Source organism: Microbacterium sp. NPDC028030 (genome assembly GCF_040637855.1).
GTDB lineage: Bacteria > Actinomycetota > Actinomycetes > Actinomycetales > Microbacteriaceae > Microbacterium.
Map to the genome: position 1 here is coordinate 18,488 of NZ_JBEZXF010000003.1, position 24,746 is coordinate 43,233.

At 70.2% G+C, this 24,746-nt stretch carries 22 protein-coding genes; 7 read left to right on the forward strand and 15 right to left on the reverse strand.

The genetic code is table 11. From position 1 onward, the window contains the following. Nucleotides 1–23: 23 nt before the first annotated feature. From AB0E56_RS14605 to AB0E56_RS14640, 8 genes are all read right to left on the reverse strand, one after another. A complete protein-coding gene (locus AB0E56_RS14605; RefSeq protein WP_359800106.1) occupies nucleotides 24–1,337 on the reverse strand; it encodes a S8 family serine peptidase in 1,314 nt (437 codons plus the stop codon). Continuing rightward, nucleotides 1,334–1,876: a DUF501 domain-containing protein gene (locus tag AB0E56_RS14610; RefSeq protein WP_359800109.1), complete on the reverse strand. Its 543-nt coding sequence runs from the start codon at nucleotides 1,874–1,876 to the stop codon at nucleotides 1,334–1,336. The genes AB0E56_RS14605 and AB0E56_RS14610 overlap by 4 nt, the downstream gene beginning before the upstream one ends. A gap of 47 nt (nucleotides 1,877–1,923) precedes the next feature. Beyond that, a complete protein-coding gene (locus AB0E56_RS14615) occupies nucleotides 1,924–2,493 on the reverse strand; it encodes a septum formation initiator family protein (RefSeq protein ID WP_359800110.1) in 570 nt (189 codons plus the stop codon). A 79-nt stretch (nucleotides 2,494–2,572) separates the two neighbouring features. Continuing rightward, nucleotides 2,573–3,853, reverse strand: a complete 1,281-nt coding sequence (gene eno, locus AB0E56_RS14620) for a phosphopyruvate hydratase (RefSeq protein ID WP_359800112.1) — start codon at nucleotides 3,851–3,853, stop codon at nucleotides 2,573–2,575. A gap of 111 nt (nucleotides 3,854–3,964) precedes the next feature. Beyond that, nucleotides 3,965–4,624: an O-methyltransferase gene (locus AB0E56_RS14625; protein ID WP_359800114.1), complete on the reverse strand. Its 660-nt coding sequence runs from the start codon at nucleotides 4,622–4,624 to the stop codon at nucleotides 3,965–3,967. 31 nt (nucleotides 4,625–4,655) lie between these two features. Further along, nucleotides 4,656–5,606: a type II CAAX endopeptidase family protein gene (locus AB0E56_RS14630; RefSeq protein WP_359800116.1), complete on the reverse strand. Its 951-nt coding sequence runs from the start codon at nucleotides 5,604–5,606 to the stop codon at nucleotides 4,656–4,658. Beyond that, nucleotides 5,603–6,661 (reverse strand): DUF1648 domain-containing protein, encoded by a 1,059-nt coding sequence (locus AB0E56_RS14635; protein WP_359800118.1) that lies wholly within the window; start codon nucleotides 6,659–6,661, stop codon nucleotides 5,603–5,605. The genes AB0E56_RS14630 and AB0E56_RS14635 overlap by 4 nt, the downstream gene beginning before the upstream one ends. After that, on the reverse strand, nucleotides 6,658–7,065 hold the full coding sequence (locus AB0E56_RS14640) for a GntR family transcriptional regulator (RefSeq protein ID WP_359800120.1): 408 nt from the start codon (nucleotides 7,063–7,065) through the stop codon (nucleotides 6,658–6,660). Before AB0E56_RS14640 ends, AB0E56_RS14635 begins: the two co-directional genes overlap by 4 nt. Before the next feature lie 108 nt (nucleotides 7,066–7,173). Between AB0E56_RS14640 and AB0E56_RS14645 the strand changes: the two genes are divergently transcribed. Continuing rightward, nucleotides 7,174–7,644 carry a DUF4442 domain-containing protein gene (locus AB0E56_RS14645; protein WP_359800122.1) on the forward strand — a complete coding sequence of 157 codons (471 nt, stop codon included), beginning with the start codon at nucleotides 7,174–7,176 and terminating at the stop codon, nucleotides 7,642–7,644. A 43-nt stretch (nucleotides 7,645–7,687) separates the two neighbouring features. After that, nucleotides 7,688–8,917: an APC family permease gene (locus tag AB0E56_RS14650; protein WP_359800124.1), complete on the forward strand. Its 1,230-nt coding sequence runs from the start codon at nucleotides 7,688–7,690 to the stop codon at nucleotides 8,915–8,917. On the opposite strand, the gene AB0E56_RS14655 is transcribed toward AB0E56_RS14650, so the two are convergent. Next, nucleotides 8,918–9,706 (reverse strand): helix-turn-helix domain-containing protein, encoded by a 789-nt coding sequence (locus tag AB0E56_RS14655; RefSeq protein ID WP_359800126.1) that lies wholly within the window; start codon nucleotides 9,704–9,706, stop codon nucleotides 8,918–8,920. A gap of 87 nt (nucleotides 9,707–9,793) precedes the next feature. Between AB0E56_RS14655 and AB0E56_RS14660 the strand changes: the two genes are divergently transcribed. Next, the gene (locus tag AB0E56_RS14660) at nucleotides 9,794–10,336 is read left to right on the forward strand and encodes a VOC family protein (protein ID WP_359800128.1); all 543 of its coding nucleotides are present in this window, start codon (nucleotides 9,794–9,796) and stop codon (nucleotides 10,334–10,336) included. Here the strand turns inward: AB0E56_RS14660 and AB0E56_RS14665 are convergent. From AB0E56_RS14665 to nhaA, 4 genes are all read right to left on the reverse strand, one after another. Next, the gene (locus tag AB0E56_RS14665) at nucleotides 10,305–11,201 is read right to left on the reverse strand and encodes an SGNH/GDSL hydrolase family protein (RefSeq protein WP_359800130.1); all 897 of its coding nucleotides are present in this window, start codon (nucleotides 11,199–11,201) and stop codon (nucleotides 10,305–10,307) included. The genes AB0E56_RS14660 and AB0E56_RS14665 overlap by 32 nt on opposite strands. A gap of 75 nt (nucleotides 11,202–11,276) precedes the next feature. After that, a complete protein-coding gene (hisS, locus tag AB0E56_RS14670) occupies nucleotides 11,277–12,527 on the reverse strand; it encodes a histidine--tRNA ligase (RefSeq protein ID WP_359801244.1) in 1,251 nt (416 codons plus the stop codon). A 69-nt stretch (nucleotides 12,528–12,596) separates the two neighbouring features. Beyond that, a complete protein-coding gene (locus AB0E56_RS14675; protein WP_359801245.1) occupies nucleotides 12,597–13,202 on the reverse strand; it encodes a MazG family protein in 606 nt (201 codons plus the stop codon). A gap of 100 nt (nucleotides 13,203–13,302) precedes the next feature. After that, nucleotides 13,303–14,472, reverse strand: coding sequence for a Na+/H+ antiporter NhaA (gene nhaA, locus AB0E56_RS14680; protein ID WP_359800133.1), 1,170 nt, complete (start codon nucleotides 14,470–14,472; stop codon nucleotides 13,303–13,305). Nucleotides 14,473–14,583: 111 nt separating this feature from the next. On the opposite strand from nhaA, the gene AB0E56_RS14685 reads away from it, so the two are divergent. Beyond that, nucleotides 14,584–17,277: a phosphoenolpyruvate carboxylase gene (locus tag AB0E56_RS14685; RefSeq protein ID WP_359800135.1), complete on the forward strand. Its 2,694-nt coding sequence runs from the start codon at nucleotides 14,584–14,586 to the stop codon at nucleotides 17,275–17,277. A 132-nt stretch (nucleotides 17,278–17,409) separates the two neighbouring features. Further along, nucleotides 17,410–18,777: an NADP-specific glutamate dehydrogenase gene (gdhA, locus tag AB0E56_RS14690; RefSeq protein WP_359800136.1), complete on the forward strand. Its 1,368-nt coding sequence runs from the start codon at nucleotides 17,410–17,412 to the stop codon at nucleotides 18,775–18,777. 139 nt (nucleotides 18,778–18,916) lie between these two features. Here the strand turns inward: gdhA and AB0E56_RS14695 are convergent, their stop codons facing one another. Further along, nucleotides 18,917–19,531, reverse strand: coding sequence for a gamma carbonic anhydrase family protein (locus AB0E56_RS14695; RefSeq protein WP_359800138.1), 615 nt, complete (start codon nucleotides 19,529–19,531; stop codon nucleotides 18,917–18,919). A gap of 34 nt (nucleotides 19,532–19,565) precedes the next feature. Beyond that, nucleotides 19,566–23,153 (reverse strand): transcription-repair coupling factor, encoded by a 3,588-nt coding sequence (mfd, locus tag AB0E56_RS14700; RefSeq protein ID WP_359800139.1) that lies wholly within the window; start codon nucleotides 23,151–23,153, stop codon nucleotides 19,566–19,568. Between the two features lie 57 nt (nucleotides 23,154–23,210). Here mfd and AB0E56_RS14705 point away from each other — a divergent pair, with 57 nt between their 5' ends. Further along, nucleotides 23,211–23,774, forward strand: coding sequence for a GNAT family N-acetyltransferase (locus AB0E56_RS14705; protein ID WP_359800141.1), 564 nt, complete (start codon nucleotides 23,211–23,213; stop codon nucleotides 23,772–23,774). Nucleotides 23,775–23,842: 68 nt separating this feature from the next. Beyond that, entirely contained in the window at nucleotides 23,843–24,706 is an 864-nt protein-coding gene (locus AB0E56_RS14710) for a DNA-formamidopyrimidine glycosylase family protein (RefSeq protein ID WP_359800144.1), read from the forward strand. Nucleotides 24,707–24,746: the final 40 nt, after the last annotated feature.

Sequence of the window (24,746 nt, forward strand, 5' to 3'; positions counted from 1 at the left end):
TGCTGTTCTGAGGCACAGAAGAACTACTCCTCGGAGTCGGGAATTTGGCGTACGGGAACGCGCGCCGATCGGATGCGCCGGGCAGCTGCGGTGACGCCAAGCGCTATCAGGATACCAGGCACAGTGAGCGCGATGAGCGGCAGGGTACCGTAGCGCAGTGAATCGGCGCTGGGAAGCAACGGAGAACCGGGCTCGCTCGGCGCGTCGGCCGCCGGGAGGGGCGGCACAGCGACCGGTGTCGTCGTCGGCACCGGCTCCGGCTCGGGCTCCGCATCCGCACGACGGAAGAATCGGATCCACTCGGCCAGGTCGCCCATGGGGTTGACGCTCACGGGCGCGACGTCGGCGGAGATCGCGGCTGCCGCATCGATGAGACCGTACCCGTAGAGCGGGTCCTGGGGCTTGATCGCATCCGGCACCGGGATCGCCGTCTTGATGATGCGGTTGATGACGTCGATCGCTTTGATGTCGGGGTGGGCGGAGCGGATCAGCGCCGCGACGCCCGCCACGATCGGAGCAGCGCCGCTGGTGCCGCGCCATCTCGCGAGTTCCCCGTCGGCGGAGACGCCGATCAGCCCCTCGCTGGGTGCCGAGATCCCGATCGTGATGCCCTGGGTGGACGCTTCGACGCTCGCGGTCCCCGTCTGGTCGACGCCACCGACCGTGAGCACGCCGGGGATCGTCGCCGGGGCGCCGATGATGTTCGTGCCGCTCCCTCGGTTCCCCGCCGCGACCACGACCACCACATCGTGCTCGAACGCGTAGAGGAACGCGTCATCCCAGCTCTCGTCCCAGTCGAGGGTGTTCGTCGTGAACGAGAGATTGATGATGTCGGCGCCGTTGTCGACGGCCCAGCGCATTCCCTTGGCGACCTGCTCCGTGAAGGGCACGGCTGCGGCGGCGCCGAATCCGACCGAGATCGACAGCAGATCGGCCTCCGGAGCCACCCCGATCATGCCGGTGCCGTCCGCCGCGCCGCGCCCCGCGGCGAGCGACGCCACCCACGATCCATGGTTCCCGTCGATCGCGCCGAGCGGCGTCCGGCCGTCCGGCGTGCCTGCACCGGACACGTCGGTGCCACCGACCACCGCATCACCGAACACCTCTGGCACCTTGCCGATGCCCGTGTCGATCACCGCGATCGTGACGCCTTCCCCGCGCGTCGTCTGCCATGCCTCGCGAATCCTCGCGCCGTCGAGCCAGTACTCCGCCGCGCGGGTCGGATCCGCCGGATCATCCGGGATCGGCGGAGGCGTCGCCGACGCGCCGAGGAGCACGACGGACGCTGCCACCACCACCATGGCGGCAGCGCTGCGCAGCGTCCGACGCGCGGTCATGCCGACGACGCCGACTCATCACGCGTCGCCGCACCGGGGTCTTCGCACCGGCAGACCGTGGGCGACCAGGACGACCGCGCCAGAGCAGCGTCGCCGATCGGGTTGACACCGGGTCCTGCGGCGAGCGCGTGTCCCGCCAGGGCATGCAGGCACTTCACGCGCGTCGGCATACCTCCCGCCGAGATGCCGTCGATCTCGGAGACGTCACCGAACTGCGCCCGGTCGGCGAGATACGCCTCATGGGCGGCGAGGTACGCCCCCGCCACAGCCTCGTCGTCGGTGAGGAGCGCCGCGAGCTCCGGCATCACCTGCGTCGCCTCCAGCGTCGACATCGCAGCCGTGGCCGCAGGATGCGTCAGATAGTAGAACGTCGGGAACGGCGTGCCGTCGGGAAGGCGCGGCGTCGTCGCGACCACTGTCGGGTTGCCGCAGCTGCACCGGGCTGCGATGCCGACGACGCCTCGAGCGGGACGACCGAGCTGGGCCGATACGACAGCGAGCTCGGCGGGCGTGGGGGCGGGGAACGGCGGCGTGGTCACCCCTCCAGCGTAGGGGAGCCGCCCGGGAGGATGCTCGGAGCCGATCGTCAGGGAGCGACGGCGGCCGTGCCGCTGAGACCCGTCGAGACGAGCGTCCGCAGCAGCTGCGGCATCCAGTCCGAGGGCTTCTCCTCGAGGGTGTCGCTGACGGGCTCCTGCTCGCGCGGAAGCGCCGAAGGATCGAGATCGTTGTCGACCAGGTAGACGACCTCGCCGGGTTTGACGTAGTAGAGACGCTCGCGGGCCTGGGTCGTGATGTATGCCGGGTCGTTCCAACGCTCTCGCTCGGAGACGAGCGCCGCGATCTCCGCTTCACTCACCTGCACGGAGGCCTCGAGCGCCGCGATCTTCTGACGCTGATCGATGAAGGTGCCGAGCGTCGGGACCAGTACCCAGGCGCCGAGGACCACCAGGGAGAGCATGATCACGGAGAACGCGGACAGGCGGATGCCCGCGGTCCATTCCCGCACGTCGACCCTGGCACTCGCGCCGCCGCGCGCGCGGGACGGCTTGGCGGCGGATCTGGCCGCGGAAGACGCCTTCGGGGTCGTCGAACCCGGAGGCCGCCGGTCCTTCGGCGCCGGAGACGGCGAAGGAGGAGCCGGTCGTCGTACCACGGCTCCTCCTTCGTCAGACCGCTGCGCGGCGGGGTGTCCCCCCTCCGCGCAGGCGGCTCATCGTATGTCTCAGCGGCGCTCAGGCCCGGTAGCGGGGGAACGCCGAACGACCCGCGAACACCGCGGCATCACCCAGCTCCTCCTCGATGCGCAGAAGCTGATTGTACTTCGCGACGCGCTCGCTGCGCGCAGGCGCACCCGCCTTGATCTGACCCGCGTTCGTGGCGACCACGAGGTCGGCGATCGTGGTGTCCTCGGTCTCCCCCGACCGGTGCGACAGCATCGCCGTGTAGCCGGAGCGCTGAGCGAGGCTGACCGCGTCGAACGTCTCCGTGAGCGTGCCGATCTGGTTGACCTTGACCAGCAGCGAGTTGGCGACGCCGCGCTCGATGCCGTCGGCGAGGCGCTGCGGGTTGGTGACGAACAGGTCGTCGCCGACCAGCTGCACCTTGGAGCCGAGCGCGTCGGTGAGGTGCTTCCAGTTGTCCCAGTCGTCCTCGGCCAGGGCGTCTTCGATCGTGACGATCGGGAAATCGTTGACCAGGCCGACGTAGTACTCGGTGAGAGCGGCGGCGTCCCAGTCCTTGTTGTCGAGTCGGTAGACGCCGTCCTTGAAGAACTCGGTCGCTGCGACGTCGAGGCCGAGGGCGATGTCGGTGCCCGGTGTGAAGCCGGCCTTCTCGATCGCCTTCACCAGGAAGTCCAGACCCTCGCGGTTGCTGGGCAGGTCGGGGGCGAAGCCGCCCTCGTCGCCGAGACCGGTCGCGTAGCCGGCGGCCTTCAGCTCGGCACGAAGCACGTGGTAGGTCTCGACGCCCCAGCGCAGGGCCTCGGAGTAGGTCTCGGCGCCGATCGGGGCCAGGAAGAACTCCTGCATGTCGATGCCGTTGTCGGCGTGCTCGCCGCCGTTGATGACATTGAACAGCGGAACGGGCAGCACGTGGGCGTTCGGGCCGCCGAGGTAGCGGAACAGCGGCAGGTCGGCCGAGTCGGCAGCGGCCTTGGCCACCGCGAGGCTGACGCCGAGGATGGCGTTGGCGCCGACGCGCTTCTTGTTGTCGGTGCCGTCGACCTCGATGAGGATCTCGTCGACGATGCGCTGCTCGCTCGCCTCGACGCCCTCGATCGCCGGGCCCAGCTCGTCGATGATGGCCTCGACGGCCTTGAGCACACCCTTGCCCCCGTAGCGGCTCTTGTCGCCGTCGCGGAGCTCGTACGCCTCGAACGCACCGGTGGATGCGCCGGACGGGACGGCCGCCCGCTGCACGATGCCGTCGTCGAGGAGGACCTCCACCTCGACGGTCGGGTTACCGCGCGAGTCGAGAATCTCGCGTGCGCCTACAGCCTCGATCAGTGCCACTGATGTGCTCCTTGCTCAGGGGGAAAACGTGGTGTGGAGCGTCGTCGATCCGCGCCCAGTCTAGCCCGCCGTCCGCTGGCTTCAGGGAGGCCAAGCGACGGACGACGTCGGTCAGACGACGACCGCGATCGCGAAGCCGTCCCACCCCTTCGCACCGACGGTCTGCAACGCCGTGGCGTCGAACCGCGGGTCCTCCCCCAGCATCCGCAGTCCCTCCCGCGTGCCGATCACCTTCGAGTCCGCGGTGTCGTCACGGACGATCTCGCCGTCGCGCCCGATGTTGTCCAGCACGATCACGGTGCCGGGGTGGCCGAGCTTGGCCGCCCAGTCGAGGTAGACCGTGTTGGACTCCTTGTCCGCATCGATGAACACCAGATCGAAGCCGCCGACGAGTGTGGGCAGCACCTCCGCGCCACGCCCGATCCGGATGTCCACCCGGTCGCCCACACCCGCGGCATCGATGCTCCCGCGCGCGACGGCCGCGTTGTCGGACTCCGCCTCGATCGTCACCACGCGCCCTTCCGGACCGACCGCACGCGCGAGCCAGATCGTGGAGTAGCCGCCGAGCGTGCCGATCTCGAGCACACGGCGCGCGCCGCTGATGCGCACCAGCAGATTGAGGAGCTTTCCCGCCACGGGCGCGACCTCGATCTCGGGGAGACCTGCAGCACGCTGTGCGGCCAGCGCCGCCTCGAGTGGGGCATCAGGGCCGACGAGGGTGTCGGCGAGGAACGAGTCGGTCAGCGACCAGGCTGCGGGAGAGGATTCCATGACCTCAGCCAACCGCCGCCGCCCCGGCCCGTCAAGACCGCGGCGGCGAGAGCAGACGCCCCTGCGCGTCGGCGAGCTCGGGCTGCGTGCGGAACTGTCCGGTCAGCACCAGGACGAGCACGACCACGGCGATCACGATCCATGCGGCGACGCCGAGCGGCCCTGCCAGCGCCATGTCGGGTTGCACGGCCGCGACGACCACGACGAGACTGGCAGCGGCGTTGAGCGCTCCATGCGCGAGCACCGCGGGCCAGACCGACGCCGACCGCAGTCGCAGCCACCCGAGCAGGATGCCCCATGCCACGCACCCGCCGATCATGAACAGCACGCCGGAGATGTCGGCGCGACCGAAGTTGTACCCGAGCAGGATGATCGGACTGTGCCAGAAGCCCCAGATGACGCCGCTCAGGATCAGAGCGGGCCAGGTGCCGAGCGGGCGGAGCGCCGGCACCAGCCATCCGCGCCAGCCGATCTCCTCACCGAAGGCGAAGACGCTGTTGAACAACGCCCCGAGGGGGATCATCGCGAACTGCGCGAACACGAGCAGACCGATCGGCGGCTGCGGCGCACCGGCGGGCAGAGCCCTGTCGATCTCGGCCGCGAATGCGGAGAACGCGAAGTCGAGCTGCACGAATCCGAGCCCGGCGGCGACCAGCACACTCACGACGACGATCACCGGGGGGACGAGCCAGCCCGCCACCATCAGCCAGATGACGCGCTTGGCCGGGCGCAGCGGCCACAGTCCCAGGAAGCGCGCGCGCTCTCCGCGTGCGGGGACTCCCATCAGGAAGGTGACCACGAGCACCGCGACCGCCGGGGTGAACATGATGACCGGCAGCAGGAAGACCGCGGCCGGTTCGGCGAGCCCGTCACCGAACCACAGCGGCAGTGCCACCAGCCACGCCAGGGCGCAGGCCACGATCACGAAGACGATCACCGCGGGCCACGGCACGCGTCTGGTCTGTAGGGTCGAATCGTTCACGGCTTCGCCTCTCTCGTCTGGTCGGGCTTCGCGCCCGGGGTTCTCGCGTCGTCCACATAGGCCTGCAGCAGCGCGGCCGCTTCCTCCGCGCCGTCGATCGTGGCGATGAAAGGCCGCCGATCACGACGCGACACCTCGATCGCCGACCCGCGCCGCATGACGATCCCGGTCCTGCCGTCGACCGAGATACGCCATCCCCAGCCGCCGAACTCCCCGAACGGCGAGATCTCGACCGCACGGGCGGATTCGACCTCGGCGAGCGGGATGCGGATCCGCGGCCATCCCAGCAGCGAGCGCGCCGCGAAGCCCTCCGGGGTGACGCGCACACGGAACGACGAGGTCGCCAGGAGCGCGAACGCCACGAAGATCACGACCAGGACGACGATCCAGGCACCCTCGACCCCGGCGATCAGCATGAAGGCCGCGAGCGCCACGAGGCCCAGCTGCACGAGGACGAGGAAGACCAGAGGACCACGGGGCATGGATGTCGTCCCCACCCAGACGACGCGCTCGCCCTTCGCTACCGCGACGCTGTGCCTGGGCTCGAGGGTGCGCCCCTGTTCTGCGCGGACGCGGGGTTGCACGATCCACGCGACGGCGCTCACCACGACCAGCGCGGCGAAGCAGAGCGCCATGATCCCACCGATGCCCGGCACGTCGGAGGGGTCGGTCAGGTCGCGCTGCATGGCGAGCGATCCGAGGCACATGACCGCCGCGAAGACGGCCATCCCGGCCGCGAGCGCACCCATCAGCCGGGCCGCACCGCCCCAGTGGGCACCGACGGACGCGAGAGTGGTGATCGCCATCAGCAGCGGCAGCACGAGTCCGACGCCGATCAGGAGCCAGATGAAGGTGGACGGCGGACCGAAGCCGTCGGCACCGTTCACTCCCCAGTGCGTCGCGACCTGCTCCGGCAGTCCCGGCAGCCACGCGATCAGCACCAGGAGCGCGACCGCGGTGATCACGATCGGGACGACGACGGCCACGATCAGAAACGTCAGACGTGCGCGTCGCAGGAGCCGAGGCGGGGTTCGGGTGAGGTCGTGCGTGGTCATGGCGAGTCCTCCTCGCGGCTCTCGGGCTTCATAGGTGCGGATCGGGGTGCGGACACGTCGCGGTGCGCGTGCACGATGCCGGCGAGCGTGTCTGCGGAGACGCCGAGGGCTGCCGCACGTCGCACCAGGAGATCGATCTCGTGCGCGAGTTCGGCAAGCGGTGCGGCGGTCGCTGCGATGACGGCTCCCCTGCCTCTGCGCAGGTCTACGAGGCCCTCGTCGCGCAGTCGCTGATAGGCGTGGAGCACGGTGTGCTGGTTGATGTCCAGCGCCTCGGCGACGTCGCGCGCGGCCGGCAGTCGATCGCCCGGCGCGAGCACGCCGGCGAGGATGTCGGAGCGGACGGAGGCCGCGACCTGGTCGAAGAGTGCACGCGGGCTGTCGGGGTCGACGCGGATGAGCATCCGGCCCTCCTTCCAGCGAATCGCTACTTATTCTATATGAACTAGAACAACTGTGGCAACCCTCCACACGTCTTCGTCTCCCCCCACAAGTTCGTCCACACTGACCTCATGCGCATCACTCCCCGTCGTCTCGCGATCGGCATGAGCCTGTGGATCCCCAATCTCTTCAGCGGCATCCGGGTACGCCGCTTCAGCGAGGACTGGACACACGCCACGGTCGAACTGCATGTCAACGTGTTCACCCGCAACTACGTGAAGACCGCGTTCGGCGGATCGATGTCGGCCATGACCGACCCGTACTTCTTCATGCTCGTGATGCATCAGCTCGGGCGGGATCACGTCGTGTGGGACACCCGCGGCGAGATCGAGTTCCTCAAGCCGGGGCGCGGGGTGCTGACGGCGGAGTTCGAGGTGTCGAAGGAGAAGGCCGACGAGATCCGCGAGCGAGCACGCGGCGGAGCGAAGGTGCTGGAGTGGTTCGAGACGGTCATCACCGACCGCGAGGGGGACGTGGTCGCGAAGGTGCGTCGCGAGGTGTACGTCCGTGAGAAGAAGCGGGTCACCGCGGCGCGGAGCTGAGCCGAGTCACCCGCCGTTCACCGCCGCGTGCCACGATGACGGAATGCCTCTCGCGCGACGACTGACACTCGGGGACGCCGTCGCCATCGGTCTCGGCTCGATGATCGGCGCCGGCGTGTTCGCCGTGTGGGCGCCGGCGGTCGGTGTCGCAGGAAGTGGCATCCTCGTCGCTCTGGCGATCGCCGCCGTCGTCGCGTACTGCAACGCGACCGCCTCCGCACAGCTGGCCGCGGCGCATCCCGTCGCCGGAGGGACGTACGCCTACGCCCGCGCGGAGATCGGACCCTGGTGGGGTTTCATCGCAGGATGGGGCTTCGTGATCGGCAAGATCGCCAGCTGTGCCGCCATGGCGATGACCTTCGCCGCCTACGCCGCACCGGCCGGATGGCAGGTGCCCGTCGCGGTGGCCGCTGTCGGTGCGCTCGCGGCCGTCAACTGCTTCGGCGTGACCCGCACGGCGGCCCTCACGCGGATTCTCGTGGTGTGCTCACTGCTCGGACTCGCTCTCGCGGTCGGCTTCGGGTTCGCTGCCGCCCCGACGGCGTCGCCGACTCCGCTGCCCGATGCCACGGCATACGGTGTGCTGCAGGGCGCCGGGCTGTTGTTCTTCGCCTTCGCCGGCTATGCGCGCATCGCGACGATGGGTGAGGAAGTGGTCGATCCCGCGCGCACGATCCCCCGCGCGATCGTCTTCGCCCTCGGCGGAGCCGTCCTCGTCTATGTCATGGTGGGGCTCGCGGTCGTCCTCGTGTTGGGAGGCGACGTCGCGGACTCGGCCGCGCCGCTGGCAGACCTGCTGGTCGCCGCGGGCGCATCCGCGTGGGCGCCGCTGATCCGGGTGGCTGCGGCTGCCGCGTCGCTCGGCGCGCTGCTGGCCCTGCTGACCGGAATCGGACGCACCACGCTGGCCATGGCCCGCGAGAGCGACGTGCCGCGGTTCCTCGCGAAGGTCGATGAGCGCCATCAGGTGCCGCAGCGTGCGGAGATCGCCATCGCGGTGATCGTGATCGCGATCGTCCTCATCGCCGATCTGCGAGGGGCGATCGGTTTCTCGTCGTTCGGCGTGCTGCTGTACTACCTGATCGCGAACGCGGCGGCCTTCCGGCAGACGGGGTCTGCGCGCCGCTATCCCCGCGCTCTCCAGGTGCTCGGAGCGCTCGGGTGCCTGGTGCTCGTGAACACCCTTCCCGTGATCGCCACGCTCGTCGGAGGAGCCGTGGTGCTGCTCGGGGTGGCCTACCGGATGCTGCGGCTTCGCCTCGCGCGCACCTGATCAATCGCCGGCGACGGTCCGGTACGCCCGGGGCGCGATGCCGAGCACCGCACGGAAGTCACGCGTGAGATGGGCGTGATCCGCATATCCGAGTTCGGCGGCGATCGAGGCGAGATCGAGCCCCGGCTCGTCGCGCACCCGCTGCGCCGCCTCCTGCAGACGCCGACGCCGGATCATCGCAGCCGGTGAGAGACCGACGTGGCGGTGCGTCATCCGCTGCAGGGTCCGCACCGAGACGGCCAGCCGCGTCGCTGCCTCCTCCGGAGTCAGGGCCGCGTCGTCTCCCATCAAGACGTCCATGAGCGCGTTCGCCTGCCGCGCCGGCGCGTCCACCTGCCCCACCCGCTCCGCCAACCAGCGGGAGAACACGGCGACCGCACGCTCGCGATGCCCGTCGCCGGTCGCCATGGCCTCGACGACGGCATCTCGCAGGGCGGCCACCGAGGCGGTGACCAGCACGCGCTCGCCGTCGACCAGGGAGGAAGGATCATCGCTCAGTGCGGCGACCGCGGCGGGTCGCAGCAGTGCGCCGACGGCCCACCCGTTCCCGCGCAGATCGCGGTGAGACGCACGGGTGCTCGCTCCCGACAGTGTCACCGTCTCGGCGTCGACGACGAGGTTGAGGGCCGGATAGGCCACGATCTCCTGCCGGGAGGAGCGACCGGGATCGATGTCCCACTCCGGGATCCAGAACCACGCGACGAGTTCCGCCGCCTCGACCGGCGCGGGCAGCCGATGGAACTCCGGAAGCCGTGCCGGATACAGCACGCCGCGTGTGGGGTCCACCATGCGCCCAGCGTAGGCGCCCGCACCGACGTCGGAAGGTTGTCGCTGATCTTCAAGTCGCCGCCGTGCCGTGGGACCTAGCGTGGCGGCATGACCGAAGACACCACCACGACCCCCACGTCCACGACCGGCGCGAACGGGCGGTACACGACCGACGGCCGTCCGAACGGCGCCACCTCGCTCACGCCCTTCCTCGCCATCCCGGATGCGAAGCAGGCGATCGAGTTCTACCGCGACATCTTCGGCGCCCGAGTCATCGACGTGACCGAGTTCGGCGGCGTGGTCGCGCACGCCGACCTCGACTTCGGACTCGGTCTGCTCCAGCTCGGCGAGCCGAACCCCGATTACCACCTCGTCCGCGCACCCGAAGGGGAGGACGACTGCTACTCGATGGGTCTGTACGTCTCCGATGTCGATGCCGTCGTGGAGAAGGCCGTCGCGGCAGGAGCCACCGTGCGCGAGGCACCGGCCCCCTTCGTCTCGGGTGACCGCTTCGCGAGCATCCGCGATCCGTTCGGGGTGCGCTGGTCGGTCATGACCCGCGTCGAGGACATCTCCGAGGAGGAGAGCAGCCGCCGGGTGACCGAGTGGGCGGCGTCGTTCAGCGCGCCACCGGCGGACGGGTCGAGCTGAGAGACCTCTCGGCCACCCGGCACACGGCGGGCAGCAGCGCTTCGGCCGTGCGGCGGTAGCCCAGCGCGCTCGGATGGAAGCGATCGAGACTGAACATGGCCTCGGGCTCGTCGAAGAACATCGGCCCGACCGCCCGGCGCAGGTCGACCGGCTCGGCCTCGGCACGTCGCGCCGTCTCGTCCTGGATCTCGGCGAGACGGCGGGACAGGCTCGATGCGATCCGACGGAGCGGCTGCGGCACCGCACGCAGCGCCCCGAGGTCCGGACACGTACCCACCACGACCTCGGCCCCCATCGCCCGGAGCCGGCGGATCGTCTCGTGCAGATGCTGTGCCGACAGCGCCACCGGCAGCCGATGCGTCACGTCGTTGCCCCCGACGACGATGACGGCCACGTGCGGGCGGTACTGCGCAGGAAGGGCGTCGAGCTGTCCTGGCAGGTCGGGCGACTCGGCACCGACGACGGCCGCTGTGCGCAGCCGTACCGGCCGATGCATCCGGCGCCCCGCCGCCTTGGCCAGACGGCCCCCGAGCGTCTCCTTGCGGTGTTCGGCGCCGAGGCCCGCGGCGATCGAGTCCCCCAGCAGCAGCAGTTCGAGAGGCTCGCCGTCGAAGGCGCGCCGCCAGACACGATCGGCATCGAGGGACTCCTCCCCCAGCGGCTTCCCGATCCGCCGTCGGGCGAGGGCCGCCTGCTGCACGAGGACGAGTCGGATGCCGCCGAGAACGGCCGCAGCGGCGAGCGCCACGATGACCGGGATGCGGATACGGCTCACGCCCCGATTCCACCCCGACACCGTGAACACGACGTGAACGCCCCGCCCGAGGTCGCTCGCGGCGAGCATCCGTCGGGAGCGCGCGCACATGTCGGACGAAAAGGCGGCGAGTCCCCCGACGACCGTGCATCCTTCCGACGGGCGTCCGGGAGACACCCGGCCGGGTCAGGAGAGCGGCTTGACCTCGAGGTCGCCTGCGCCGGCGGAGACCGTTGCGAATGCCGTGTAGCCGTCGGCAGCCGACCGCTCGAGCAGCGCCTTGACGTTCTTCGTCCGCCGCTCGAGCCGCACCCTGGCACCGCCCGCGATGAGCGTGGCCTTATGCCGGGCGAGTTCCGCGACCGGCACGTCGGCATCGTGGATGAGCACGACCGCCCTTGCACCCGCATCCGCTTCGTCGGCGATCAGGTCGACCAGACGCTCGAAGCCGAGGGAGAAGCCGACCGCCGGGACCTGCTGCCCGAGGAAGCGGCCGATCATGCCGTCGTAGCGTCCGCCGCCACCGAGCGAGTATCCGACCGAGGGGTGCGCGAGTTCGAAGATGGTGCCCGTGTAGTAGCCCATGCCCCGCACGAGGAACGGGTCGAACACGAGCGGGATGTCGGACTGGCCTCGGCCTGCTGCGACGGCCTCCCCGATGCCCACGAGGTGATCGACGAGCTCGGCTGGTGCGCCGTCCGGCAGCGCCTTGCGGATCTGCCGCTCGCCGAACGGGTGGTACTCCATGGTCTGCGGGCGTCGGAGGAAGGCGTCGAACGCATCGGCGGCCGTGGTCGAGGCACTGCGCTCGCGGAGCTCGGCGGCGACCCCCTCGGGCCCGATCTTGTCGAGCTTGTCGATCGTGATGAGCACGCCGGGGCGCTCGGCCTCACTGAATCCGAAGTCGTCGAGCATCCAGTCGAGCACCCGCCGGTCGTTGATGCGCACGGTCGCGCCCTCGAGACCCAGCGCGTCGACGGCGTCGAGCGAGGCGACCATCAGCTCCGCCTCGGCCCGCGAGGAGTCGTCGCCCATGATGTCGATGTCGCACTGCACGAACTGCCGATAGCGTCCCTTCTGCGGCCGCTCCGCGCGCCAGACGGGTCCGATCTGGATCGAGCGGAAGACGGTGGGGAGCTGAGCCCTGTTGCTGGCGTAGAAACGCGCGAGCGGCACCGTCAGGTCGTAACGCAGCCCGAGATCGGAGAGCGCGGCAGGATCGTCGGCGGCGGCACGGATCGCATCGGCGTCGAGGCCGCGGCGCAGGATGTTGTACGACAGCTTCTCGTTGTCGCCGCCGATGCCGGCGTGCAGGCGGCTGTACTCCTCGACCACAGGGGTCTCGATCTCGTCGAAGCCGTGCGCGCGGTAGCGCTCGCGGATGACGGAGAGCACGCGCTCACGGCGGGCCTTGTCGGCGGGGAGGATGTCGCGCATGCCGCGCGGCGGGTTCACAGTAGCCACCCGTCCATCTTCCCAGGTCGGCCGGTGCTGTCGCGCCGAGGGTCAGGATGCGGCTTCGGCGGCGCGCACGTCGTCTTCCAGCATGCGCAGCCGCTCGCGCAGAGCACGCTCCGCGTCCCAGCCCTTTGCCCGCGCGGTCGAGACCAGAGCCAGCAGCGCCTGGCCCAGCTCGGCCTCCGATTCCGGCTCCGCCGACGACGGAACCGGAGCCACCGTGACCCCGGCTCCCGCCGCACGCCCGGCGAGTTTCTGCGCGAGGGCGAGTGCGGGCATCCCCCGGGGCACGCCGTCGAGGACGCTGCTGCGGGTCCGCTTCTCTGCTGCCTTCGCGGCGTTCCAGTGCACCAGCACCTGCTCCGGCGTCTCGGCGACCTCGCCGGCGAAGACGTGCGGATGCCGACGCACCATCTTCTCGGTCAGGGTGCGGGCCACGTCGTCGATGTCGAACGGGTCGTCCGGATGCTGCGCCGCGATCGCCGCATGGAAGAGCACCTGCCAGAGCAGATCGCCGAGTTCCTCGCGAAGGTCGTCGCGGGTGCCGGCCTCCACGGCGTCGATCACCTCGTGCGACTCCTCGATCAGATACGGCACGAGGTCGCGGTGCGTGATCTGCTGCGACCACACGCAGCGCTCCCGGACCGCGTGCATCGTGTCGGCGGCGGCACGGAGCGGATCATCCGCATCCGCACGACTCTCGGGCTGCGAGCTCACGCGTCCTCCTCGGTGGATCGGGATCCGGGTCACGCGCTCACGAGGAGGCGGATGCCACCCGACGGTACCAGCGCGCGCGCAATGACACGAAGAAAGCGGAGAGGACGAGCGCGATCAAGGAGCCGACCAGGACGCCGAGGATCGCCTGGTCGCGGATGCCGCCGTCGCTCGCGAACGCCAGGTTCGCCAGCAGGAGGGAGACCGTAAAGCCGATGCCGCCGAGCGTGCCGGCCGCGAGGATGTCGGCGAAGGGCAGGGCAGGCTCGGCGCCCTTCGGACGGATCCGCATCGCGAGCCAGCCGAACAGCGAGATGCCGATGATCTTGCCCACCGGAAGCGCGACAACGATGGCCCAGAACGCGGGCGACAACTGCGTGGGCGAGACCGCGGGGATCACGACGAACGCCGCGACGAAGGCGAAGATCGGCAGGATGGCGCCGTTCACGGTGGGCTCGAGCGCATGACGGGTGCGACCGGCTGGCACCGGGGACATGACGAGCCCGAGCATCACCCCGGCGATCGTGGCGTGGATGCCCGACGAGGCGACCAGACCCCAGGTGACGACACCGACCACGGCCATGGCCACCGCGATCGCCGCATGCCCCTTCGCGTGCAGGAGGCGGCTGAGCGCCCAGAACGCCGCGACGCCGACGATCGCGAGACCGAGCTGCAGCCACTGCACATCGCCGGCGAAGAGGACGGCGATGAAGATGATGCCGATGATGTCGTCGAGGATCGCGAGGGCGAGCAGGAATACCCGGACTCGCGAAGGCAGTCCACGGCCGAACATCGCCAGCACGCCGAGGGCGAAGGCGATGTCGGTGGCCGTCGGGATCGGCCACCCGGAGGCCGTCGACGGGTCGCCGCCGGCTATCAGCAGGTACACGGCGATCGGGACGAGCACACCTCCGCTCGCGGCGATCGCGGGCTGCACGGCCTTGCGCGGCGAGTCGAGCTCACCGTGGGTCAGTTCGTGGCGCAGCTCGATGGCGACGACGAGGAAGAAGACCGCGAGGAGCCCGTCCGACACCCAGTGCGCGATCGACAGGTCGAGATCGGTGCCGGGCACCGCGATGTGGAAGTCGAGGAACGCGGCGAGACCGTCGTGCGTCGGCAGGTTCGCGAGCAGGAGGCCGAGCCCTGCGGCGACGAGGAGGAGGACGGCGGGAAACTGCTGCCCGCGGAGGGGGTTCGCTGAGATGCGCATCCCCTCCATCGTAGGTCGCGACTGGTCGCCGCTGTCGCCATGGCTACGCGCGAGACGCCCCCGTGCGTCATGCGTGCAGGACTCCCCCGCGGCGCGGGATACTCTCGAGGAGTGACCCCCGCACATTCCTTTTCCGAGCCCACGAACACCGAGGCCATCCGTGTGATCGGCCGCTTCGAAGCAGGCCAGGGCATTCCCGACGCCATGCGAACCGACGTCCGCATGCTCGGCCAGCTGCTCGGCCAGGTGCTGCGCGAAGCCGGCGGCGAAGACCTCTTCGACGACGTCGAGCGCCTGCGCCTCGCGACCATCCAGGCCTACGAGGACGAGACGTCCGACGCGTTCGAGCGCGCAGCGGCGATCGCCGAGTCGTTCACGGTCGCTCGGGCCGACGAGGTCGCTCGCGCCTTCACCTGCTACTTCCACCTGGTGAACCTCGCCGAGGAGCATCAGCGCGTGCGCGTGCTCCGGGAGCGTGCGGGCCAGCCAGGGCGGGAGGACGCGGCTGACACGGTCGCCACCGCCTACGCGCGTCTGCGTACCGAGGTCGGCCCCGAAGAGGCGCGCCGTCGCCTGGACGGTCTGCGCTTCCACCCGGTGTTCACGGCACACCCGACCGAGGCCCGCCGCCGCGCGGTCTCCTCGAGCATCCGCCGCCTCTCCGAACTCCTGACCCAGCACGACGCGGCGAGCGCGGGCGGCGCCGAGGAGCACCGCGCGCGCCGACGGATGCTGGAGGAGATCGACACGCTCTGGCGCACGGCGCCGCTGCGTTCGCAGAAGCCCTCACCGACCGACGAGGTGCGCACCGTGATGGGAGTGTTCGACGAGACGCTCTTCACGACGGTGCCGCACGTGTACCGCCGTATCGATGACGCCCTCCGCGGCGAGGAGTCTGGGGCCAGCGCCCCGATCGTCCCCGCGTTCGTCCGGATCGGCTCCTGGGTGGGCGGAGACCGCGACGGCAACCCGTTCGTCACGGCATCCGTGACCAGGGAGGCGTCGCAGATCGCGGCCGACCATGTGCTGCGCGGTCTCGAACGCGCCCTCGACCGCATCGGCCGCACGCTGACGCTCGCCGCCGACGACACACCGCCGAGCGCCGAGGTGGTCTCCTTGTGGGAACGGTTCGCCACCGCGGAGCCCGACCTGGCAGCGGAGCTCGCCACCCGCTCCCCCGACGAACCGCATCGCCGCGTGCTCCTCGTGCTGTCGCGTCGGGTCGCCGCCACTCGACGCGGTGACGCCGAACGCGGATACGCGCGTCCGGAAGAGCTGCTCACCGATCTGCGAGCCGTGCAGTCGTCGCTCGCGGATGCCGGAGCCACGCGTCACGCGTTCGGCGGCGTGCAGCACCTCATCTGGCAGGTCGAGACGTACGGCTTCCACCTCACCGAGCTCGAGGTGCGTCAGCACTCGCAGGTGCATGCGAAGGCGCTGGCCGAGCTCGATGCGGGCGGGTCCGTCAGCGCGCAGACCGAGGAGGTGCTGGAGGTGTTCCGCGCGATCGCGGAGATCCAGCGCGACCGTGGTTCCCGCGCCGCAGGGCGCTACGTGGTGTCGTTCACCCAGGCCGCATCCGACCTCGCCAACGTGCATCGCCTGGCCCGCTACGCGCTCGGCGACGATGCGCCCGTGCTCGACGTGGTCCCGCTGTTCGAGACCTTCGCCGACCTGCAGGCCGCTCCCGGCATCCTCGCGGAGGCTGTGACGTTCCCGGAGTTCCGCGCGCGCATGGCCGCGACCGACAATCGCCTCGAGGTCATGCTCGGCTACTCGGACTCGTCGAAGGACGTCGGCCCCGTCGCGGCGAACCTGGCGCTGTACGAGGCGCAGGAGAAGATCGCACGCTGGGCGCAGGAGTCCGGCATCGAACTGACCCTCTTCCACGGTCGGGGCGGTGCTCTCGGTCGGGGTGGCGGCCCCGCGAACTCCGCAATCCTCGCGCAGCCGCCGCACTCGGTCGACGGCCGCTTCAAGCTCACCGAGCAGGGCGAGGTGATCTTCGCCCGGTACGGCGAGCCCGCGATCGCGATGCGGCACATCGACCAGGTCGCGGCGGCGACGCTGCTCGCGTCGTCTCCCACCGAGGAGGCACGCACCAGCCGCGCGGCCGAGCGCTACGCCGAGGTCGCCTCGATCATGGACGCCGCCTCCCGCGAGCGCTTCTTCTCCCTGGTCAAGGCAGAGGGGTTCGCTCCCTGGTTCGCCACCGTGACGCCGCTGGAGGAGATCGGGCTGCTCGCACTCGGTTCCCGTCCCGCCCGCCGCGGGCTGTCGGTGGAGTCTCTCGAAGACCTGCGCGCCATCCCCTGGGTGTTCGCGTGGACGCAGGCGCGGATCAACCTCGCCGGATGGTTCGGGCTCGGCACCGCGCTCGACGCCGTCGGCGACGTGGAGCTCCTCGCCGAGGCGTACCGCGAGTGGCCCCTGCTGCGCACCATGATCGACAACGTGGCGATGAGCCTCGCCAAGACCGACGAGCGCATCGCCCGCCAGTACCTGGCCCTCGGCGACCGCGACGACCTGGCTCAGCTCGTGCTGGACGAGCTGGCGGTCACGCGGCGCTGGGTGATCCGGCTCACCGGTGGCGAGGGCCTGCTGGAGAACAAGCCCGTCCTCCAACGCGCCGTGCAGTTGCGCAGCCCCTATGTCGACGCGCTGTCGCTCCTGCAGCTCCGTGCGCTGCGGGCGCTGCGCTCCGCGGCCGACGGAGCGACGGGCTCTGGCGCCGACGCCGAGCAGCAGCGGCTGCTCCTGCTCTCGGTCAGCGGCGTCGCGGCGGGGCTCCAGAACACCGGATGACCGGCGTACCGACCGAGCGGTGCGCGACCCCCATTCGGCCGCCGCTAGAGTGAAACCTCGCGCCGACTCCGGCGATGCCTCACGCGACACGATCGCCTGCACCACCATCCCCCACCAGAAAGCCACTCCCGCGTGACCGCTACGACTGCTGACTTCCACCCGCTCGCCGCTTCCGTGCAGCCCGTCTTCGACACCGTGCTGACCCGCAGCCCGTACGAGCCGGAGTTCCACCAGGCCGTCCACGAGGTGCTGCACTCCATCGCGCCCGTCCTGGAGCAGCACCCGGAATACGTCGACGGCGGCATCCTCGAACGCCTCGTCGAGCCCGAGCGCCAGATCCTGTTCCGGGTGCCGTGGATCGACGACTCGGGAAAGCTGCAGGTCAACCGCGGCTACCGCATCCAGTTCTCCTCCGTGCTCGGCCCCTACAAGGGCGGACTGCGGTTCCACCCCTCGGTGAACCTCTCGATCATCAAGTTCCTCGGCTTCGAGCAGATCTTCAAGAACGCGCTCACCGGTCAGGGCATCGGCGGCGGCAAGGGCGGCTCCGACTTCGACCCGCACGGCAAGTCCGACGCCGAGGTCATGCGCTTCTGCCAGTCGTTCATGAACGAGCTGTACCGCCACCTGGGCGAGCACACCGACGTCCCCGCGGGCGACATCGGCGTCGGCGGCCGCGAGATCGGCTACCTGTTCGGCCAGTACCGCAAGGTCACGAACCGCCACGAGTCCGGCATGTTCACCGGCAAGGGCACCGGTTGGGGCGGAGCGGAGGTGCGCACAGAGGCCACGGGCTACGGCGCGGTGTTCTTCGCGCAGGAGATGCTCGCGGTGCATAACGACTCCCTCACCGGCAAGCGCGTCGGCATCTCGGGCTCGGGCAACGTCGCGATCTACGCGATCCAGAAGGCCACCCAGCTCGGTGCGACCGCGGTGACGGCCTCCGACTCCTCCGGCTACGTCGTCGACGACGCCGGCATCGACGTCGATCTGCTCCGTCAGCTCAAGGAGGTCGAACGCGCCCGCATCGTCGAGTACGCGAACCGTCGTCCGAGCGCCCGGTTCGTCGAAGGCGGCAGCGTCTGGGAGGTCCCGGTCGACATCGCCGTGCCCTCGGCCACGCAGAACGAGGTCGCCCTCGCCGATGCCGAAGCGCTGATCGCGAACGGCGTTCGAGCCGTGTCGGAGGGTGCGAACATGCCCTGCGTGCCCGAGGCCGTCGAGGCGTTCCAGAAGGCAGGCGTGCTGTTCGCCCCCGGCAAGGCGGCCAACGCCGGCGGCGTCGCGACCTCCGCACTGGAGATGAGCCAGAACGCCTCGCGGCAGCGCTGGACCTTCGCCGACAGCGAGAACAAGCTGCGCGAGATCATGGCCGACATCCACGACGCCGCCTTCGATGCGGCAGAGCGTCACGGCGTCGGCGGAGACTATGTCGCCGGAGCCAACATCGCGGGCTTCGAGCGCGTCGCCGCCGCGATGCTCGCACAGGGCGTCATCTGACCCGCACTCGCCCTCCCTCGCGCGCGCTCTCGCGCGCTCCTCGCGTGAGGGGTCATGACAAGCCGCGAGTCCGCACGAGGATAGGGCGTGTCTTGACCCCTCACGAGAAGGCCCCCAGCGGAAGGGACGGCGAGAGACCTCAGCGGGCGGGGAGGTCGGGAAGCGGGCGATCGTGGGCATGGCGGGCCAGGGAGCTGCCGTAGCGCTCCGTGAGCTGCACCATCAGGTCGGGTGTGTCGCGGTCGACGCCGAACACGTGTCCGGGGAAGTCGAGCTCCGGTTGCGCCGCCGCGATCTCGTCGTCGCGGTCGGGTGAGAGCAGTTGAACGGGGTCGCCCACAGCGACCCATCCGATCGGCACCACGGTGCCCTCCGGCAGCACGGCGCGCCGATGCACGATCGCGTTGACGCGGACCTCGCAGCGGTCGCCCACCAGGGCTCCGTTGAAGATGCGGGCACCGGACGCGAAGAACACCTCCTCGCCCACGGTCGCCCCGGCGATGCTCGCGAGGGTCCCGACGAGGGTGTGCGATCCGATGTGCACCGCATTCGCCGCGGTGGCCCGGATCAGCGCGTTCTCCATCACGATCACATGCGCCCCGAGCGTGATCGGGCCGCCCTCCGCGGTGATCACGGCACCGTGCAGCACCTGGCACCCCGGGCCTACCTCCACGTCGCCGGAGATGACGGCGGTGGGGGCGATGACGGCGGTGTCGTGGATGCGGGGGCGAGCCCCGAGGTGCTCGTACAACATGCGGCCAGACTAGTCCCGCCGCTGCCGCCGTGCGCTACTCGACCTTCACCGGCTCGGGGAAGATCGCGGTGAACAGCTGCGCGACCCACTCCAGCAGCTCGGCGTCGGGGAGCGGCTCGACCCCCACGCCGACGGCTGAGGCGACGGTCGGCATCGGCACGACGAGCGCCTCTCCCCCGGAGACGAGCTTCGCCTTCGGGTAGAGCCGCTGCAGCCGCACCTTGATCGAGTCCTCGAGATGCGCCGGCGCGATGCGGAGGTTCGAGCCCATGGCGACCACGTCGGTCAGGCCAGCCCGCGCGGCGCGCCGCCGCAGCCGTGCGATGGCGAGCAGCCCTTCGACCTCCGCCGGCGGTGCCCCGTAGCGGTCGACGAGCTCGTCGACGACCAGGTCGATCGCCCCGTCCTTGGCGGTCGCCGCGGAGGCCGCCGAGAGCTTCTGATACGCCTCGAGACGCAGCCGCTCGCTGTCGATGTAGTCCTCTGGGATGCGGGCGTCGAGCGGGAGTTCGAGCCGCAGCTCCTGACCCGTCTCGACCTCCTCTCCGCGGAACGTCGCCACGGCCTCGCCGATCATGCGCAGGTACAGGTCGAAGCCCACGCCCGCGATGTGACCCGCCTGCTCCGCGCCGAGCATGTTCCCCGCGCCACGCAGCTCGAGGTCCTTCAACGCCACCTGCATGCCCGAGCCGAGCTCGTTGTTCACCGCGATCGTCTGCAGCCGGTCGGCGGCCGTCTCCGACAGAGGCTTCAGCTCGTCGTACAGGAAGTACGCGTACGCACGCTCACGCCCGCGGCCGACACGGCCTCGCAGCTGGTGCAGCTGGCTCAGACCGTACTTGTCGGCGCGATCGATGATGATCGTGTTGGCGTTCGAGATGTCGAGTCCGGTCTCGATGATCGTCGTCGAGACGAGCACGTCGAACTTGCGCTCCCAGAAATCGTCGACGACCTGCTCGAGCAGGTGCTCGCCCATCTGACCGTGCGCCACCGCGATGCGCGCCTCCGGCACCAGTTCGGCCAGTTGCGCGGCGACACGCTGGATCGACTGCACGCGGTTGTGCACGAAGAACACCTGACCCTCTCGGAGGATCTCGCGGCGGATCGCGGCCGCGATCTGCTTGTCGCTGCGGGGTCCGACGAACGAGAGGATCGGATGCCGATCTTCGGGCGGCGTCGCCAGGGTCGACATCTCGCGGATGCCGGTGACAGCCATCTCGAGCGTGCGCGGGATCGGGGTGGCGCTCATGGCGAGGATGTCGACGTTGGTCTTCATCTTCTTGAGCGCGTCCTTGTGCTCGACGCCGAACCGCTGCTCCTCGTCGATGATCATGAGCCCCAGGTCTTTGAAGATGACCTGATCCGTGAGGATGCGGTGGGTTCCGATCACCATGTCGACCGTGCCGTCGAGGAGTCCCTGCAGCGTGAGGCGCGCCTCCTTGTCGGTCTGGAAGCGCGAGAGCGGTCGCACCTTCACGGGGAAGCCCGCGAAGCGCTCGGTGAACGTCTCGAGGTGCTGTTTGACGAGCAGGGTCGTCGGCACCAGCATCGCGACCTGCTTGCCGTCCTGGATCGCCTTGAACGCCGCACGGACGGCGACCTCGGTCTTGCCGAAGCCGACGTCACCGGAGAGGAGGCGGTCCATCGGGATGGGCCGCTCCATATCGGCCTTGATCTCATCGATCGTCTGCAGCTGGTCATGCGTCTCGGCGAACGGGAACGCCTCTTCCAGCTCGCGCTGCCACGGGGTGTCCGGGCCGAACGCGTGCCCCTTCGCGCTCATCCTCGCCGAGTACAGCTTGACGAGCTCGACGGCGATGTCGCGGACGGCCTTGCGGGCCTTGCCCTTGGCCTGTGCCCAATCGCTGCCGCCCATCTTCGACAGCGTCGGCGCCTCCCCTCCGACGTACTTCGACAGGGAGTCGAGCTGGTCCGTCGGCACGAACAGCTTGTCGCCCGGGTACCCGCGCTTGGACGGCGCGTACTCGAGCACGAGGTAGTCGCGCACCGACTTCGTGGCGTTCCGCCCGCCCGTCGACACCTCACGCTGCGTCATCTCCACGAACCGCCCGATGCCGTGGGTCGCGTGCACGACGAAGTCGCCTTGCTTGAGCTGTAGCGGATCGACGACGTTCTTCCGCCGCGACGCCAGCTTCTTGACGACGCGCTGGTCGCCGCCGATCGTCCGACCGTAGAACTCGTTGTCGGTGAGGACCGCGAGCTTCGCCTCCGGCACCTGGAATCCGGCCTCCACGGAGCCCGTGACGAGCGTCACCACTCCCGCGTCGGGTGCATCGGTCAGGGCGTCGACGACGCGGGCCGCGAGGCCGCGGTCGGAGAGCACATCGCGCGCCCGATCGACGAGTCCGTGACCGGCGGCGATCACGACCACCCGCCACCCCGCGGTCGTCTTCGCCTCGACGAAGGAGATCGCGCCGTCGACGTTGCCGTGGAAGGACGGGATCACCGACGCGGCGGCGTTCGCGGCGTCTTCATCCGAGGCCGCGTCGCCGTCGCCGAGGCTGATGCCGAACGGGCTCACCCGCCACCACACGCCACCGCGCTCGCGGACGACGTCGCGGAGCGCGTCGATGGTCAGGAAGTCGCCGGCACCGAGGTCGATGGGAGCGGAGGCTCCCGACGTGGCAGCGCTCCACGCGGCATCGAGGAACTCCCGGTTGGTGTCGCCCAGCGTGATCGCCCTGGCGGTGGAGCGATCGGGATCGACGACAGCCGTCGCACTCCCGGCCGGCAGGTACTCGGCGAGCGACTTCAACGGTCCCGCCACGGCGGGCAGCAGCGATTCCATGCCCTCGACCGGGATGCCCTCGGCCATCTTCTCGAGCATGCCGGCGATGGCCGGGAAACCGCCGACGAGTGCACGCGCGCGCTCGCGGACGTCCGGCGTGAGGAGCAGTTCGCGGCTCGGCGGGAGGTCCACACCGGGGACATCGCCGGGAAGCGACCGCTGGTCGGCGACGGAGAACGCACGGATCTGGTCGATCTCGTCGCCGAAGAACTCGACGCGGAACGGATGCTCCGATACCGCGGGGAAGACGTCGAGGATGCCGCCGCGCACCGCGAACTCACCGCGGCGCGAGACCATGTCGACTCGGGAGTAGGCGCGCTCGACCAGCTGTTCGACGACGCGGTCGAGCTCATGGCCGCGGCTGCCCACGGCGAGTTCGAGCGGCGCGATCTCGCCGAGGTTTCCCGCGATCGGCTGCAACGCTGCCCGCACGGAGGCGACCACGACGAGCGGGTTCTCGCCCGACCACTCGGCGATCCGACGGAGCGTCTGCAGACGGTGCCCCACCGTGTCGGGACTCGGGCTGAGCCGCTCGTGCGGCAGCGTCTCCCACGCGGGGAAGGTGAGGATCTCGGCCTCTGGCAGGTACGACTCCATCGCCACCGCGAGGCTCTCGGCCCGACGCCCCGTGGGGACGACGGCGAGGAGCGCCGCAGGATGCCCGCCGCGCGCCCGCTTCTCGAGCAGACCGGCGAGGGCCGGCGCGTCGAGGCCGTCGACCAGGCCGAGATCGGCGTCGGTGTGCGCCCACTGGAGGGCGTCACGGTACAGAGACGCCTCTTCCAAGGCGCGCAGAATCCCCGGAACAGTCACCGGACAAGACTAGTCGCGCCCGCCGACACTCCGGCCGCGCGCCTCTAGGCTGATCTGATGGATTCCGTCACCCTCACCACCGAACGACTCGTGCTGCGCGCGCCGACGGAAGCCGACGTCGACGCGATCACGGAGGCGTGCCAGGACCCGGAGATCCAGCGCTGGACGACCGTGCCGAGGCCGTATGGCCGCGGAGACGCCGAGGCGTTCGTGCGCCTCGTCGCTCATCAGTGGGCGGAGGGCTCGGAGACCGTGTGGGGCATCCGCGCAGACGATGAGCTGGTCGGCATGATCGGCCTGCACAACGTGGGCGAGCACTTCACCGGTCCCCACGCGGAACTCGGCTTCTGGGTCACGCCGAGCGCCCGGGGCAAGGGGTACCTCGGGGAGGCGGCCAGGGCGGTCATCGACTGGGGCTTCGCCGAGCTGGGGCTCGTCCGCATCCGCTGGCAGGCCGTGGCGGGCAACATCGCCTCCGCCCGTGCCGCCCGTGCCCTCGGCTTCCGCTACGAGGGCCTGCAGCGTCAGGCCCTCACGAGTCCGCGCGGTCGGGACGACGGCTGGATCGCGGGGCTGCTGCCCGACGACGACCGCACGCCGGTCGACTGGCCCGTGCTCTGAGGAACCCGCGCGACGCCCTGAATCCTGTGGTGCGTGACAGTGTCCGACGCCGATGACAGGATGAGGACATGCCGGAGATGCCGGAAGTCCAGGGGTTGACCGCCTTCCTCGCCGAGCGCGCCGTCGGGCGCACCATCACCCGCGCGAGCGTCGCGGCCATCGCCGCGCTCAAGACCTACGATCCGCCGATCAGCGCACTGCAGGGCGCCGCGATCACCGCATCCGCCCGTCTCGGCAAGTTCGTGGTCCTCTCCTGCGGCGACGACCTGCACCTCGTGTTCCACCTCGCGAAGGCCGGATGGCTGCGCTGGTACGAGAATCTGCCGACGACGCTGATCAAACCGGGCAAGTCGCCGATCGCGCTGCGCGTGGCGCTCGACGACGACAGCGGGTTCGACCTCACGGAAGCCGGCACCAAGAAGTCGCTGGCCGTCTACGTGGTGCGGGACCCGCAGGAGGTTCCGGGAATCGCACGGCTCGGCCCCGACCCGCTCGACCCCGCCTTCACCCGAGACGCCTTCGCCGCCCTGCTGGACGATCGGCGGATGCAGATCAAGGGCCTGCTGCGCGACCAGGGGGTCATCGCCGGGATCGGCAACGCCTACTCCGACGAGATCCTGCACGCGGCGCGGATGTCGCCGTACGCGATCGCCGGGAAGCTCGACGACGCCGAGGTCGATCGTCTCTTCGAGGCCATGCGCGAGACCCTGACCGACGCGGTCGCCGAGGCGTCCGGCAAACCGCCCGCCGACCTCAAAGACGCCAAGCGCCGAGGGATGCAGGTGCACGCGCGCCGCGGCGAGACCTGTCCCGTGTGCGGAGACACGATCCGCAGCGTGTTCTTCGCCGATCGCTCTCTCGAGTATTGCCCCACCTGTCAGACGGGCGGCAAGGTGCTCGCCGACCGGCGACTCTCGCGACTGCTGAAGTGAGTGCCGCACGCGCCGACCGACCGAAGTCCATGTCTCGGAA